The organism is Microbacterium sp. NPDC057741 (assembly GCF_042798735.1).
Classification (GTDB): Bacteria; Actinomycetota; Actinomycetes; order Actinomycetales; family Microbacteriaceae; genus Microbacterium.
Map to the genome: position 1 here is coordinate 481,764 of NZ_JBHVJW010000002.1, position 14,484 is coordinate 496,247.

At 70.6% G+C, this 14,484-nt stretch carries 17 protein-coding genes; 14 read left to right on the plus strand and 3 right to left on the minus strand.

From position 1 onward, the window contains the following. Window positions 1-11 precede the first annotated feature (11 nt). The 3 genes from ACFVDO_RS09240 to ACFVDO_RS09250 all read right to left on the minus strand — a co-directional run bounded on the left by ACFVDO_RS09240 (window position 12) and on the right by ACFVDO_RS09250 (window position 2,925). A complete protein-coding gene (locus ACFVDO_RS09240) occupies window positions 12-1,301 on the minus strand; it encodes a glutamyl-tRNA reductase (protein WP_378858225.1) in 1,290 nt (429 codons plus the stop codon). A 65-nt stretch (window positions 1,302-1,366) separates the two neighbouring features. Next, entirely contained in the window at window positions 1,367-2,200 is an 834-nt protein-coding gene (locus tag ACFVDO_RS09245) for a serine protein kinase RIO (protein ID WP_378858226.1), read from the minus strand. 194 nt (window positions 2,201-2,394) lie between these two features. Beyond that, window positions 2,395-2,925 (minus strand): VOC family protein, encoded by a 531-nt coding sequence (locus tag ACFVDO_RS09250; RefSeq protein ID WP_378858227.1) that lies wholly within the window; start codon window positions 2,923-2,925, stop codon window positions 2,395-2,397. Between the two features lie 84 nt (window positions 2,926-3,009). On the opposite strand from ACFVDO_RS09250, the gene ACFVDO_RS09255 reads away from it, so the two are divergent. The 14 genes from ACFVDO_RS09255 (at window position 3,010) to hemB (ending at window position 14,197) form a co-directional block, all read left to right on the plus strand. Further along, a complete protein-coding gene (locus ACFVDO_RS09255) occupies window positions 3,010-3,951 on the plus strand; it encodes a helix-turn-helix transcriptional regulator (protein ID WP_378858228.1) in 942 nt (313 codons plus the stop codon). Between the two features lie 60 nt (window positions 3,952-4,011). Next, window positions 4,012-5,025: a uroporphyrinogen decarboxylase gene (gene hemE / locus ACFVDO_RS09260; RefSeq protein ID WP_378858229.1), complete on the plus strand. Its 1,014-nt coding sequence runs from the start codon at window positions 4,012-4,014 to the stop codon at window positions 5,023-5,025. 83 nt (window positions 5,026-5,108) lie between these two features. Further along, window positions 5,109-5,390 (plus strand): hypothetical protein, encoded by a 282-nt coding sequence (locus tag ACFVDO_RS09265; protein WP_378858230.1) that lies wholly within the window; start codon window positions 5,109-5,111, stop codon window positions 5,388-5,390. A gap of 1 nt (window position 5,391) precedes the next feature. Continuing rightward, complete coding sequence (locus ACFVDO_RS09270; protein ID WP_378858231.1) at window positions 5,392-6,708, plus strand: C2 family cysteine protease; 1,317 nt, start codon at window positions 5,392-5,394, stop codon at window positions 6,706-6,708. Window positions 6,709-6,794: 86 nt separating this feature from the next. Further along, complete coding sequence (locus ACFVDO_RS09275) at window positions 6,795-7,556, plus strand: hypothetical protein (protein WP_378858232.1); 762 nt, start codon at window positions 6,795-6,797, stop codon at window positions 7,554-7,556. 61 nt (window positions 7,557-7,617) lie between these two features. Further along, window positions 7,618-9,147: a protoporphyrinogen/coproporphyrinogen oxidase gene (locus ACFVDO_RS09280; RefSeq protein WP_378858233.1), complete on the plus strand. Its 1,530-nt coding sequence runs from the start codon at window positions 7,618-7,620 to the stop codon at window positions 9,145-9,147. A 198-nt stretch (window positions 9,148-9,345) separates the two neighbouring features. Next, complete coding sequence (locus ACFVDO_RS09285) at window positions 9,346-9,702, plus strand: hypothetical protein (RefSeq protein ID WP_378858234.1); 357 nt, start codon at window positions 9,346-9,348, stop codon at window positions 9,700-9,702. Window position 9,703: 1 nt separating this feature from the next. After that, entirely contained in the window at window positions 9,704-10,135 is a 432-nt protein-coding gene (locus ACFVDO_RS09290; protein WP_378858235.1) for a phage holin family protein, read from the plus strand. Continuing rightward, complete coding sequence (locus ACFVDO_RS09295) at window positions 10,122-10,400, plus strand: hypothetical protein (protein ID WP_378858236.1); 279 nt, start codon at window positions 10,122-10,124, stop codon at window positions 10,398-10,400. Before ACFVDO_RS09290 ends, ACFVDO_RS09295 begins: the two co-directional genes overlap by 14 nt. 180 nt (window positions 10,401-10,580) lie before the next feature. Further along, the gene (hemQ, locus tag ACFVDO_RS09300) at window positions 10,581-11,258 is read left to right on the plus strand and encodes a hydrogen peroxide-dependent heme synthase (RefSeq protein WP_378858237.1); all 678 of its coding nucleotides are present in this window, start codon (window positions 10,581-10,583) and stop codon (window positions 11,256-11,258) included. A 4-nt stretch (window positions 11,259-11,262) separates the two neighbouring features. Continuing rightward, window positions 11,263-12,249 carry a hydroxymethylbilane synthase gene (gene hemC / locus ACFVDO_RS09305; protein WP_378858238.1) on the plus strand — a complete coding sequence of 329 codons (987 nt, stop codon included), beginning with the start codon at window positions 11,263-11,265 and terminating at the stop codon, window positions 12,247-12,249. A 6-nt stretch (window positions 12,250-12,255) separates the two neighbouring features. After that, window positions 12,256-13,062, plus strand: coding sequence for a uroporphyrinogen-III synthase (locus ACFVDO_RS09310; RefSeq protein WP_378858239.1), 807 nt, complete (start codon window positions 12,256-12,258; stop codon window positions 13,060-13,062). Further along, window positions 13,059-13,217, plus strand: a complete 159-nt coding sequence (locus tag ACFVDO_RS09315; RefSeq protein WP_378858240.1) for a hypothetical protein — start codon at window positions 13,059-13,061, stop codon at window positions 13,215-13,217. The genes ACFVDO_RS09310 and ACFVDO_RS09315 overlap by 4 nt, the downstream gene beginning before the upstream one ends. Continuing rightward, entirely contained in the window at window positions 13,214-14,197 is a 984-nt protein-coding gene (gene hemB, locus ACFVDO_RS09320) for a porphobilinogen synthase (protein ID WP_378858241.1), read from the plus strand. Before ACFVDO_RS09315 ends, hemB begins: the two co-directional genes overlap by 4 nt. Window positions 14,198-14,484 lie beyond the last annotated feature (287 nt).

Sequence of the window (14,484 nt, forward strand, 5' to 3'; positions counted from 1 at the left end):
GAGGGAGCGGCTCAGGCGGTGGCGGTACCGGATGCCTCGGATGCCGGAGCATCCGGAGCGAGGCCGTAGAGGGTCTCGAGCGCGGAGAGGAACTCGTGCCCGCGGCCGGAGTCGGCCAGATCATGCGCGCGGGTGGTGGGAGTGTGCAGCAGCACGCCGGCGAGGTGTCGCATGGCCTGTTCCACGCGGCCGTCCTCGTCGCCGCGGCGACGGGCGCGCTCGATCTCGTCCTCGAGCAGACCGAAGATGTGCGACCTCAGCGCGACGACGGCGGGCGTGACGCTCTGCCGGGCGCCGACCACGTGGAAGTCCGCCGCGGCGGCGCGCACGATGGAGCGCGCGGCATCCGTCGCCTGCAGCTCCTCCAGCGGGGCGTGCAGTCGGATCGTCTCGAGGTCGAGCAGGGCGACGCCCTCGAGCTGTGCGACGGCGGCGTCGACGTTGCGCGGCATCCCGAGGTCGATCACGAGCTGCCCCGCGGCCTGGTGCGCGACGGGGCAGCCGACGGCCGCGGCGGATGCCGAGCGCTGCAGCTGCGCAGGACCGAGCACGGGCTCGGCGGCGGCCGTACAGGTGATCAGCAGCGTCGACCGGCGCGCGACGTCGGCATACTCGTCGGCCGTGATCGCCCGGATGTCGTGTTTCTTCGCGAAGGCCGCGGCACGACCCGAGGGGGAGTGCACGGCGATGTCGGTGGCGCCGCGCTCGCGCAGCGTCGCGAGGGTCACGGCGGCGTAGGCGCCGGTGCCGACCAGCAGCACGCGCTCCGCGCCCCAGTCCGCGATGCGGCTGTCGGCGAGGTCGAGCGCGAGGCGCACCAGCGAACGGCCGGCGCGCGAGAGCGCGGTGTCGTTCTTGACCTTGCGCTGCGCCTGGCTGGCACGCTGGAAGAGGCGCTCCAGCTCGGGGGAGGTGGTGCCGCCCTTGCGAGCGGTGGTCAGCGCGCGGCGAACCTGTCCGGCGATCTCACCCTCGCCCGACACGACCGACTCCAGACCGGATGCCACGGCGAACAGGTGCTCGGGCACCCGACGGTCGCTGAGCACCTGATACGAGCCGTCCAGATCCTCCGCCGGAATGCCGGTGGCCGCCGCGACCGCGTCGCGCACCGCGTCCGCCGCAGCTGCGGGCTCGGCGTCGATCTCCACGTACGCCTCGAAGCGGTTGCACGTCGCCAGGACGACCGCACCCTGCGCGCCGCTGGCCATCAGAACGGGGGCCACGGTGTCAGGAGTGCGGCTGAGGCGTTCGAGCAACTCGAAGGAGGCGGTTCGATGACTCGCCGAGACGCAGACCAGCACGGAAGGGGATTCTACGCCGCCCTCCTATGTGACCCCTGACGCCCGTCACGAACCGACGCATCCGATCACCCGAACGACTCCGCGACCAGCTCGGCGATCAGCTCGTCGGCGTCGGCGGCCACGCCCCTGCGGGCGAACCATTCGCACACGTTCACGCAGTCGCGGTGCAGCAGATCCCACGCCTGCGGGTTGGCGGCCAGGTCGACGATCTGCGGCAGGTCGATCACGACCACGCGCCCGTCGTGCACGAGCAGGTTGTACGCCGAGAGGTCGCCGTGCACGAGCCCCGCGCGCGCGAAGATCCGCAGGATCTCGGCGACCTGCGCGAAGCAGTCGTCGAGCCCGTCACGCACCTGGGCGAGCCGAGGGGCCGCGGTTCCGTCGTGGCCGATGAACTCCATCAGCACCTCGGTGCCGTCCACCTGCACGGGGTAGGGGACAGGGGCGCCGAGCTCATGCATGCGGCAGAGCGCCTCGAACTCGGCGAACGACCACTGAGCGGCGGCGACGGCGCGGCCATGCGTCGACTTCTTGGCGAGTGCCCGGGTGTCGCGGGTGTTCCGGGTGCTGCGGCCCTCGGTGTACACGGCGGAGCGGTGGAAACTGCGGTGCTCGGTCGACCGGTACCGCTTCGCGGCGAGCAGTGAGCGCTGCGACGGGTCGAAGGGCACGGCGCGCTCGATGAGGAACACGTCGGCCTCCTTGCCCGTCTTGAGGATGCCGAGCTCGGTGTCGACCGCGTCGGCCGAGGTGACGACCCAGTCGGGGCGCGGCTCGGGGCCGCGCTCGGAGGGGGTGACCGCCTGCCACGTGCTCCAGCGCTGGTTCTCGACCAGGCTCGTGTCGGCGAAGGAGAGGGTGGTGTCGAAAGGGGATGCGTCGAAGGACGGCTTGTTCACGGTGGTGTGCTCCAGGGGAGGAGGCCACCGCGGGATGTCAGTGGCGGGCGGCCTCAGATGAGTGGATGTCGAGGGAAGGCACGACGACAGAGACGTTCATCAGGCTCTCCTTCCCTCAGGCATCCGGGCTGCTCCCGGTGCGCATCCGAGCATAGGGGGACGGATGCCGCAGTGTCCAGCATCCGTCCCGGCGATCAGCCCTCCCGCACCGGGGCGCTGCTCCAGGTCGACGCCGATCCGCTCAGCTCGGCGTCCAGCGATTCCTGCGCGTACCGCATGTTCTCGGCATAGGCGGGCTGCTGCAGGCGCTGCCACATGACCTCCTCGGGTACCGTCTCGACCTGCTGGGTGACCCACCAGATGTTGCCGAGCGGGTCCTTCACGCGGCCGCCGCGCTGCCCGAAGGCGTTGTCGCCGAGTGCGGTCACCACGCTCGCGCCGCGCTCGATCGCGCGGGCGAACGCCGCGTCGGCGTCGGCGACCCAGATGCGCAGCAGGCTCGGCATCGCCGGCCAGTCCGCGCGTCGGTCGAAGGCGAGCACGACGGTGTCGCCGACGCGGATCTCACCGTGCCCGATCGATCCGTCCGCGGTGACGACGCGGGCCAGCTCCTCGCCGTCGAACGCGTAGCCGATGAAGTCGAGCAGTGCGCCGGTGTCATCGGTGACCACCCAGGGTGCGACGGTGCTGTAGCCAGAGGGCGTGGCGGAGTCGGTGCGGGTCATGGCGTGTCCTTTCGTCGTTGTGGGATCTACGCTAAGACGCATCTAGGACTGTTTCAGTCCTAGATCCGGAGGATGATTGACGACATGACCCAGACCACCCGCCTCCTCGATCTGCTCGGGCTGCTGCAGACCGGTCGGCCCTGGCCGGGATCGCAGCTCGCGACCCGGCTCGAGGTGACGCCGCGCACGGTGCGCAGGGACGTCGACCGGCTGCGCGACATGGGCTATCCGATCGAGGGCACGATGGGCGCGCAGGGCGGCTATCGCCTCGTCGCGGGGACAGCGATGCCCCCGCTGCTGCTCGACGACGACGAGGCGGTCGCCGTCGCCATCGCGCTGCGCACCGTGGCATCCGCCGGTGTCCCCGGCGTCGAGGATGCCGGGCTGAGCGCCCTGGCCAAACTCCGGCAGTCGCTGCCCTCACGGCTGGCGAGCCGGGTCGCCGCGCTGTCGTCGGTGTCGATCGGGTGGGACCCGGATCGTCCAGCGGTGGATGCCGAGGTCCTGGGAGTGCTCGCGAGTGCGGCCACCCGTCGCGAGCGGCTCCGGATGGACTACGAGCGCCGCGACGGCGAGACGTCCCGCAGGCACGTCGAGCCGCTTCGCCTCGTGCTGCAGCACCGGCGCTGGTACCTGCTCGCCGTCGATCTCGACCGCGGCGCCGGGCGCGTGTTCCGCGTCGACCGGATCGGGGCCCCGCGTCCGACCGGAGTACCGGCCGAACACGCGCTGCCGGAGGAAGAGGTCGCCGCTCTCATGCGCCGCCGCGCGCTCGCCGCGGAGCCGGTGCTGCGCGCAGACGTCACCCTGCGCCTGCCGCTCCGGGTCGCGGCCGAGAAGCTGCGCGACGAGCTCGGACGGGGCAGCCTGGACGAGGAGGGCGAAGGCACCCGCTGGCGCAGCGACGAGGACACCGTGCACTGGCTCGCGATGCGTCTGCTGCGTCTGGACTGCGACTTCGTGGTGCACGGCCCGTCGGCCCTGATCGAGCGGCTGCAGGCGATCCACCGGCGCACCGCGCAGTGACGAGTGCCGGCAGGCGCCCGGGCAGGGCGCACGCATAGGCACCGGTGACAGGATGGACGCATGAGTGACCTGCTGCGCGCGCTGACCGGAGAGACCGTAGATCGCACCCCCGTCTGGTTCATGCGGCAGGCGGGACGCTCGCTGCCCGAGTACCGCGAGCTGCGCGTCGGCACGCGGATGCTGGACGCCTGCCTGACCCCGGATCTCGCGGCCGAGATCACGCTGCAGCCGGTGCGCCGGCACGGCGTCGACGCGGCCGTCTTCTTCAGCGACATCGTCATCCCGCTGCGCCTGGCCGGAGTCGAGGTCGAGATCGTGCCCGGCCGCGGCCCGGTGTTCGCGAACCCGGTGCGGACGGCGGACGACGTCGAGCGGCTCATCGCGATCGACCCCGCCTCGCTCGACGGCGACGCGATCGCCGCGGCGGTGCGCATCGTCACCGCCGAGCTGGGCGAGACGCCGCTGATCGGATTCGCCGGTGCCCCGTTCACCCTGGCCGCCTACCTCGTCGAGGGTGGACCCTCGAAGGAGCACCTGCGCGCCCGCGCCATGATGCACGCCGACCCGGTGTCGTGGCACCGGCTGGCAGGCTGGCTCGCCGCCGTGTCGCGGCGCTTCCTCGAGACGCAGCGCGATGCCGGAGCAGCCGTCGTGCAGCTCTTCGATTCGTGGGCGGGCTCGCTGTCCACCGAGGACTACTGCACCTACGTCGCCCCGCACTCGCGCGAGGTCATCGACGGCATCGGCGTGCCCGCCATCCACTTCGGCGTCGGCACCGGACCGTTCCTCACCGACATGCGCCTCGACGGCGCGGCGGACGCCGTCGGCGTCGACTGGCGGATGCCGCTGGACGAGGCCATCGGCATCCTCGGCCCCGACGTGACCGTGCAGGGCAACATCGACCCGGCGCTGCTGCAGGCCCCGTGGACGGTGCTCGAGGCGCACGTGCGCGACGTGATCGAGCGCGGTCGCGGAGCGAAGGGCCACATCCTCAACCTCGGTCACGGCGTGCCGCCCGAGACCGACCCCGACCAGCTGACCCGCATCGTCGCGCTCGCGCACGGCGAGGGCTGAGCCCGACGCCCATGGGGAGTTCTCCCCATGGGGTGCTGCGCTGACGCTCCGCTAGGGTCGCATCAGGAAACCGGGGGGTGCTGATGGGCGGCAAGGACGTCACGATCGATTACGACCTGCTCGAGGGGGTGCGCTCCTCGCTGAAGGAGCTGATCGCCGAGCTCGAGGACGCTCCCGAGCGCAACACCGACATCGCCGGCGCGATCGACAGCCCTTTCGAGAAGGGCGAGCTGCAGGGCGCAGCATCCGACTTCCGCGGAGCGTGGGAGCCGAAGCGCTCCGAACTCATCGACGAGCTGCAGGACATCTCGACGTACATCAGCGACGTCATCGACTCGTACTACGGCCTGGACAGGTGGTTCTGAGATGACGGAACGAGTCGACGGGGGAACCGCAGGCGAGGCGTGGACCGTCGGCGAGCAGATCCGCACGATGGTCGGCGAACCCGACGTCGTGCACCGCAACGGGCAGTCCATGGCCGACTACGGACATCGGATGAGCGAGATCGGCGCGCAGCTGACGCTGATCCGCGACTCCGACATCTCGCAGTGGAAGATCACCGGCAAGGCGACCGACAGACTGCGGGCCTCGATCGGCGACGCCGCTGACCGGATCGCGGTGGCCGCGGCGCTCTACCTGCCGATCGGGCAGGCGTTCGGCAGCTACGGTTCCAAGACCTCGTACCACCAGGAGGAGCTCAACGGGCTCGCGGTCACGTGCAAGGACCTGTGGGAGAAGTACCGGAGCGCCGTCGACGCCTACAACAGCGCCGCCGTCCCCGTCGAGGGCGCGGACGATTACGACGAGCAGAAGAAGGACCACCAGAAGCTCGAGGACGCCGCCTGGGACGCCCGGGACGAGTGGGACGCCGCCTCGTCGAAGTGGGGCGGCTCGTTCTCGGTGTGGCAGGGGGTGTACCAGCGCACGCTGGAGACGATCTCGGATCCCGACCTCGACAAGATCCGCAAGGGCGAGAAGCTGCCGGGCGAACCGGCGCTCGACCTCTACCCGCACGGCGAGCCCGACATCAGGGACATCGAGCAGCGAGGCGCCGGCGACTGCTACCTGCTCTCCGCGCTCGCCGGGATCGCGAACGGGGATCCGCAGAAGATCAAGGACATGATCACGGAGAACCCCGACGGCACCTACACGGTGCACTTCGCCGACGGCGACATCACGGTGGGCGGCGACCAGATCCCCGACGACGACCGTGCCGCCTGGGTGCGCGTCATCGAGGGGGCCTACGAGATCCACGAGGGCGGCTTCGAGGAGTTCACCAACGGCGGCTGGGCCCGTGACGTCATGGAGGACGTCTACGGCGACGAGGCCGACGTCAAGGATCACGATCCCGGCCGCTGGGACTGGCTCACCGGCGGGAACGACGTCTCCGACAGCTTCGACGACATGCACGATGCTCTCGCCGACGGCCGTCCCGTCGTCGCCAGCGCCCAGAACGGGCAGCTCGGATTCGAGGGCGGCGGGCATGCGATGACGGTTCTCCGCGCCTACGAGGAGAATGGCCAGCAGATGGTCGTGATCCGGAATCCGTGGGGCCGCAACACCAACCACGAAGATGCGATCCGTGCCGCGGGTGGCGAGCTGACCACGCCGCCGGACGGGACGTTCGTCATGAGCATGGACGAGTTCACGAAGTCGTTCAACGTCGTCGAGGTCGCGAACTGATGACCATGCGGAGGGCGAACGTGGTCATCGCCGCCTTCCTGGCGCTGACCTTGACCGCATGCAGTGCCGGCTCAGAGGAGGAACCGATGCCCACTCCCCGTTCATCGACCGCAGCTGCACAGGACCCGAATCCGTCCGAGCCGCTCAGCGAGCTCGTGCCGGCCGCGGACCTGATCGTCTACGGCACGGTCGACTCCGTCGACCCCGTGATCACCGAGATCGATCAGGACGACTTCCCGGTGCAGACGGCGACCGTCAGCGTCAGCGAGGTCATGAAGGGCGATGCGCCCGAGACGATCACCGTCACCAAGCCGGCCGACACCTACTACGCGCTCGTCAGCGAGCCGAACGACTCCTACGACGCCAAGCACGAGGGGATCTTCGTGCTCAAGAAGGACGGCGACGCCTACGAGCTCTTCGGCCATGTCGGACTGCACGACGACTCCGGTGCGCAGCGCGCCTTCGCACGCGTGCTGGCCGGGCAGCCGGAGCAGATCCCCGCAGCGACGCCCGGACAGCTCGCCGAGTGGGTGGACGAGGCCGAGATCATCGTCTTCGGCCGAGCGAAGGGCGACCCCGCCGACGTGATCTGGCGCACTCCGCGAGTGGACTTCTCCTCGTCGGCGACCATCACCCCGATCGAGGTGTACAAGGGCGACGTGCCCGAGCCGCTCGATGTCGTGCTGGGGCCGCAGCCGGATGTGCCCGGCGGCACCTGGGCGTTCCCGGTCGCCACTGAGGGGAACATCGCCACGTACTTCATCGACACGTCGAGCGGCACTCCGACGGTCATCAACACCGTTCAGCCGAGCATGCTCGACCGCCGTCAGATCCCGCTCGGCGACTGACCAGGCGGCATCCGCCCTTTCTCCCGGCTTCCGCATCGGATGCTGGTGTCAGGATGGATGCATGACCGACCAGACTCCCGAACTCGCGGCCCGCGCGGCCGAGCAGCACGTCGTCGTAATCGGCGGCGGCATCGGCGGCCTGGTGGCCGCTCGCGAGTGCGCGAAGGTCGGGATGCCGGTGACGCTGCTCGAGGCGTCCGACGAGCTCGGCGGCGCGATCCGTCGCGCCGCGGTCGACGGGATCGTCGTCGACGCCGGCGCCGAGAGCTACGCCACCCGCGGCGGGCATGTCCGCGCGCTGGTCACCGCGCTCGGCCTCGAAGACCGGGTCGTCACGCCCGAGGGCGGTGGCGCCTGGCTGGACGGCATCCCGGATGTGGGAGCCGCACCGATCCCGAAGGGCGGCCTGCTCGGCATCCCGGAGAACCCGTTCCAGGACGACGTGCGGCGAGTGCTGGGCCAACGCGGTGTGTGGCGGGCGTATCTCGACCGGCTCCGGCCGCCCCTCACGATCGGCCACGAGAAGAGCCTCGGCAGGCTCGTCGCCACGCGGATGGGGGAGAAGGTGCGCGACCGGCTGGTCGCCCCGGTGACCGCCGGCGTGTACTCCGCGCACCCCGACGACGTCGACGTCGAGGCGGTCGCGCCCGGGCTGAGCGCCGCGCTCACCCGCGTCGGCTCGCTCTCCGGTGCGGTCGCCGTGCTGCGCGGCGAGCGTGAGCAGAAGGGCGCAGCGCCCGGCTCCGCTGTCGAAGGCCTCATCGGCGGCATGAGCACGCTGGTCGACGCACTGCGCGCCGACCTCGAGGAGCTCGGCGTCGACATCCGCACCAGCACCCGCGTCGAGACGCTCGCGCGCGACGGAGCGATCTGGGAGGTGCGGGTGACTCGCCCCGAGTCGGAGTCCCCGTTCGGGTCGCAATTCGCCCCGGATACCGGCGCCGAGAGCGGGAAGAACGGCGACCTGAGCGACGGGGACGCCGGCCCAGAGGAGTTCCGCGCGACCGGCGTGGTCGTCGCGACCTCGGAGCCCGCTGCGCGGGCGCTGCTCAGCGGGCACGCGGACCTCGGCGAGCCGGCCGTCGCACCCGAGATCGAGATCGTCACCCTGGTGCTCGACGCTCCGGAGCTCGACGCGGCGCCGCGTGGCACCGGCGTGCTCACGGTGCCGGGCAGCCGAATCGCGAAGGCACTCACGCACTCGACCGTGAAGTGGGGGTGGCTTCGGGAGGCCGCCGCCGGACGCCATGTCGTGCGGGTCTCGTTCGGCAGCCAGGGCGAAGTCCCCGCGACCGCCGCGCTCGATGATGCGGATGCCGCGCAGCTGGCCCTCGCCCAGGCATCCGCGATGCTCGGCGTGACGCTGCGTCCCGAGCAGCTCGTCGGCGCGCATCGCGCGCGCCACGTGCAGGCGCAGCCGGCATCCGTCATCGGCTCCGCGGAGCGGCGCACGGCCGCACGAGCGGCGGTGCGCGCCGTTCCCGGGGCGGCCGCAGTCGGCGCATGGCTGGCGGGAACGGGGCTCGCGCAGGTCGTGCCGGATGCCGTGTCCGAGACCGACCGGCTGCGCCGAGCCCTCCTCTTCGGCTGATGCGTCGCCCCGGCCGCTCCGGTCTCAACGGATGCGGGTCTGCCTGCGGAACACCCGCATCCATCGCGACCGGAGCAGGAGAAGACGCCTGATGACCGGTCGTCGGCACCGGTAGATGCCGAAAACGGAATACAGGGTTACGCTGGGAGTCCTGGTCGGCCGCCGCCGCCAGTCGCAACAACAGTCAGGAGGCCCCCGATGAAGGGGAAGATCGGACTCGTCGTCGGACTCGGCGTGGGTTACGTGCTCGGCACTCGTGCCGGCCGCGAGCGTTATGAGCAGATCAAGACGCAGTGGCTGAAGGTCTGGCACCTCGACCCCGTGCAGCAGCAGGTCACCCGCGTGCAGGACTTCGCCAAGGCCAAGGCCGCTGCGGTGCCGCAGGCTCTCTGGGACGGTGCGGTGCGCGTGGTGCGCTCGGCATCGACCGCCGGAACGCCGGGCCAGAAGCTCGACACCGTGATCGACACCGCCAAGGACGCCGCCGACGACGTCGCGGATGCTGCGGAGGACGCTGTCAAGGCAGCGAAGACCAAGAAGAGCAAGGACGACTGACATGCCCCGGGGGTATCGGGATCGCGCCGACGACAGTCTGCTGACTCTGCTCGGCGACATGCCGGATCTGGTCTCGAACCTGGTCAAGGCCGAGATCGACCACGCCAAGGCGTGGGTGCAGAAGACCTCCAAGGATGCCGGGATGGGGAGCCTCTGGTTCGTCGTCGCGCTGTTCTTCCTGTTCTGGGCGATTCCGGTCATCCTGACCTTCGCGGTCGCCGGCTTCGCATCCTGGATGCCCGTGTGGGCCTCCGCGCTCGTCGTCTTCGGCATCCTGATCCTGGCCGTCCTCGTGTTCGGACTGCTCGGTCTGCTGCGGTTCCGCAAGGTGATGAAGCGCGAGAACCCCGCGCAGGCCGTTTCCACCGACATCCGCCTCGTCCGCGAGGCCGGCGATGAGCGCCCCCGGGAGGTCGCTGATGACGAATTCTGAGCAGACTCCGCTGCCGCGCACTGCTGTTGCGTACGGCATCACCGACCCGGTGGCGTCGGCGCGCGCCGAACTGAAGGCGGCACTCGCCGCGATCGAGGTCAAGGCCAACGTGCCCCGCCGGGTCGAGCAGGCCTCGCAGCGCGGCATCGCGAAGGCCCGGGTGTTCGCGAAGAAGAACCCGGTCGGCGCCGTCGCGGCCGTCATCGGCGTCGCGGTCACCGTCGGCGGCATCGTCTGGGTGATCGCCCGCGCGGCATCGCGCTGACGCCCGGTTCCTGAGCGAGGAGCGCAGCGAGCGCCGTGCTGAGCGCCCTTCGTCACTTCGTCTCGCTTCGCTCGCTCAGTACGGCGCTCGTCGCTCCGCTCCTCGCTCAGGATCCGCGAGCGAGATGAAGTGACGAACGGCGGGTTCGCCGTCTCCGCCCCGAAGGGGCAGACTGGGGACATGTCCGATGAGACCGAATCCTCCCCGTCCGGCTTCACCCTCTGGGCGGTGTGGGGCCGCAATCCCGATGCACCGCACGCAGACCCCGACTCCACGGAGCTCGAGACGATCGTCGGTCATATCGAGGACTCCGGCGTCACCGTCCGCGGCTTCTACGACGTCAGCGGCCTGAAGGCCGAGGCCGACCTCATGGTGTGGCTGCACGGCCCCACCGCCGAAGACCTGCAGCGGGCGCTGCGCCGGCTGCGCCGCACCGAGCTGCTCAGCCCGCTGCTGCCGGTGTGGAACGTCATGGGCGTGCACCGCGACGCCGAGTTCAACCGCCAGCACGTGCCCGGCTTCCTGCGCGGCATCGAGCCCAAGCAGTGGCTCTGCCTGTACCCGTTCGTGCGCACGCCCGAGTGGTACCTCATCGACGAGGCCGAGCGCCGCAAGATGCTCGCCGACCACGGTCGCAAGGGCGCCGCATTCACCGGTGTCATCGCGAACACCGTCGCCGCCTTCGCCCTCGGCGACTACGAATGGCTGCTGCCGCTCGAGGCGGACGACCCCACCGAGCTGGTCGACCTGATGCGCGACCTTCGCTACACCGACGCCCGTCGGTATGTGAAGGAGGAGGTGCCGTTCTACACCGGACGCCGCCTGCGGCTCGACGAGATCGCCGACGTCCTGCAGTGAACCGATGAGCACCATCATCCGTCTCGGAACCCGCCGCAGCGCACTCGCTCAGGCGCAGTCCGGCCACGTCGCCGTCGCGCTGCAGGAGATCTCGGGGCGTCCGGTCGAGCTGGTCCCCATCACCTCCGAGGGCGACACGAACCGGGCATCCCTCTCCGAGATCGGCGGCCAGGGCGTCTTCGCCACCCGGCTGCGCGAGGCCCTGCTGCGCGGGGAGTGCGATCTGCTGGTGCACTCGCTGAAGGACCTGCCCACTGCGCAGCCTGCCGGACTCGTCATCGCGGCCACGCCTTCGCGAGTCGACGCGCGTGACATCGTGATCACGCGCGACGGCACCCTGCTGGCCGAACTGCCGGCCGGCAGGCGGGTCGGCACAGGTGCTCCGCGTCGCATCGCGCAGGTGCGCCGCCGCAACCCTGGTGTGGAGGTCGTCGACATCCGTGGCAACGTCGACTCGAGGCTCGAGCGCGTGGCATCCGGAGAACTGGATGCCGTGATCCTCGCCGCCGCCGGTCTCTCCCGCCTCGGCGCCGACAGCCCGCTGCGTCGCGAGGAGCTCGCTCTGGCCGACTGGCCGACGGCACCGGGGCAGGGCTCGCTCGCGGTCGAGACCACCGAGGACGCACCGGCCGAGCTGCTCGGCTGGCTGGCCGAGCTCGACGACCCGGCCACCCGGATCGCGGTCACGGCGGAGCGAGCGGTTCTTGCCGGACTCGACGCCGGATGCCAGGCGCCGATGGCCGCGCACGCGGTGCAGACGGATGCCGGCCTGCACCTGCGAGCGGCCGTGTTCGCCCCCGACGGCGGTCGCCGGATCGACTTCGAGGTCACAGAGATCCTGGACGAGGGGTATATTCGTCGGAACGGCAGCGGCAACGGCGCGGATGCTGCCGATGGTGCAGACCCGATGCACGCAGCGCGTGCATTCGGCATGTCTGCGGCCCATCGGCTGCTCGAACAGGGGGCGGCCGACCTCCTCCCGCGAGAGTGATGCTGAATGACTTCTACCGATTCGATTCCGGCCCCGCCGGACAAGCCCCTGAGCGGCTGGCGCGTCCTCGTGCCCCGCGGCGGTCCATGGGGTGACGGGGTCGCGGCGAGCCTGCGTGCGCAGGGCGCCGTTCCGGTGGTCGCGCCGCTGATCAACTTCGCCCCGACCACAGACCAGCAGGCGCTCGACGACGCGCTGGCCCGTCTGGCCGCCGGTGAATACGACTGGCTGACCATCACCAGCGCCACCACGGTCGACGTCCTCTTCGCGCACCGTGTCGAGATCCCCCGCAGTACGAAGGTGGCCGCGGTCGGCGAGACCACGGCGGCCGCACTGCAGGCGGTCGGCTACGACGTCGAGATGGTCCCCGAGACCGACAACTCCGCCGCCGGAATGGCGGAGCAGATCAATTCGCTCGAGACCGAGCCCCGCCGCATCCTGACTCTGCGCAGCGAGATCGCGAAGCCGGTGCTCACCGACATGCTGTCGGGTGCCGGGCATCTGGTCGACAGCATCGTCGCCTACCGCACCGTCGGCGTTCCGGTCACAGACCGCATCCACCGTGACGTGCTCAACGGGCGCATCAACGCGATCCTGATCACCAGCGGTTCGGTGGCGCGGCAGGTGCGTGAGCAGTTCCCCGAGATCCCCGACACGACGCTGCTCGCGGCGATCGGACCGCGCACCGCGACCGATGCCCGCAAGGTCGGTCTGCCGATCTGGGCGATCGCCGACAAGCAGACCGTCGACGCCCTGATCGAGGTCGTCTCGCACTTCACCCTCCCGCACGCGGCCGACGAGTTCGCGCCGTGAGCCGACTCGCGCCGCCGCAGATGGATTCCGCCGCTCTGGGAAGCCCTTCCCGTGCGTTCTCCATCCGTGCAGAGCAGCGACGGATGGAGAACGCCGCTGCCGACGCCGGTTCCGATGCCAACTCCTTCCGCACCCAGATCGGAGTGATCGCGTGAGCTTCCCCGAGACCCGGCTGAGGCGGCTGCGGCAGTCCGCACCCGTGCGAGCGCTGGTGCGCGAGACCTCCCTCGAGGCTCGGCAACTCGTGCTGCCCATGTTCGTCCGCGAAGGGCTGACAGAGGCTGCGCCGATCGGCTCGATGCCCGGAGTCGTGCAGCACTCGCTCGACTCCCTGCGCGCAGCGGCGGCGGAGGCGGCGGATGCCGGTGTCGGCGGCGTCATGCTGTTCGGTGTGCCCACCGTGCGTGACGCCACCGGATCAGGGGCCGATGACCCCCGCGGCATCCTGAACGTCGCGACCGAGGCGGTCGCCGCCGAGGCGGGCGATGCGCTGGTCGTGCAGACCGACCTCTGCCTGGACGAGTTCACCGACCACGGGCACTGCGGCGTACTGGCCGCGGACGGATCGGTCGACAACGACGCGACGCTGGACCGCTACGCCTCGATGGCGCTGGCTCAGGCCCGCGCCGGCTCGCAGCTGCTGGGGCTCAGCGGCATGATGGACGGCCAGGTCGCGCACCTTCGTGCCGCGCTCGACGCCGAGGGCTTCACCGACACGATCCTGCTGGCCTACGCGGCCAAGTACGCGAGCGCCTTCTACGGACCGTTCCGCGAGGCCGTCGACTCGCAGCTGCAGGGCGATCGCCGCACCTACCAGCTCGACCCGGGCAACCGGCGCGAGGGCGTGCGCGAGGCGGTCGTCGACCAGCAGGAGGGCGCCGACATCGTCATGGTCAAGCCGGCGATGGCCTTCCTCGACGTGCTGCGCGAGGTGCGGGACGCCGTCGATATTCCGGTGTGGGCATACCAGGTCTCCGGCGAGTACGCCATGATCGAGGCGGCCGCGGCGAACGGCTGGATCGACCGGCGGGCGGCCGTGCTGGAGTCGCTGCTGTCGATCCGGCGCGCCGGGGCGGATGCTGTGCTGACGTACTGGGCGGTCGAGGCGGCCCGCTGGCTTTCTTCCGGTCGTTGAGCGCCCGCGCTGCGCGCGAGCACAACCGGCGGTCGAGTGAATTCGACGGAGCGATCGACAGCCGGAGGTAGGCAGTTGAAGCAGGCTGGCTTGCTTCAATAGCCGTACGCTGTCGCCCAGGATTCCCGTTCTGCACATGAATTGCGCCGATCGGCGTACACATCGGCGAGATCGGCCGTCGCGTCCTCTGCGACGAGCAACGATTCGGTATCGCCGCTCGCGGGATCCCACCCGCACCCGGAAACTCGGAACATGGCTCGCTTGGGCACGGTTCGCGCGGGGCTCGC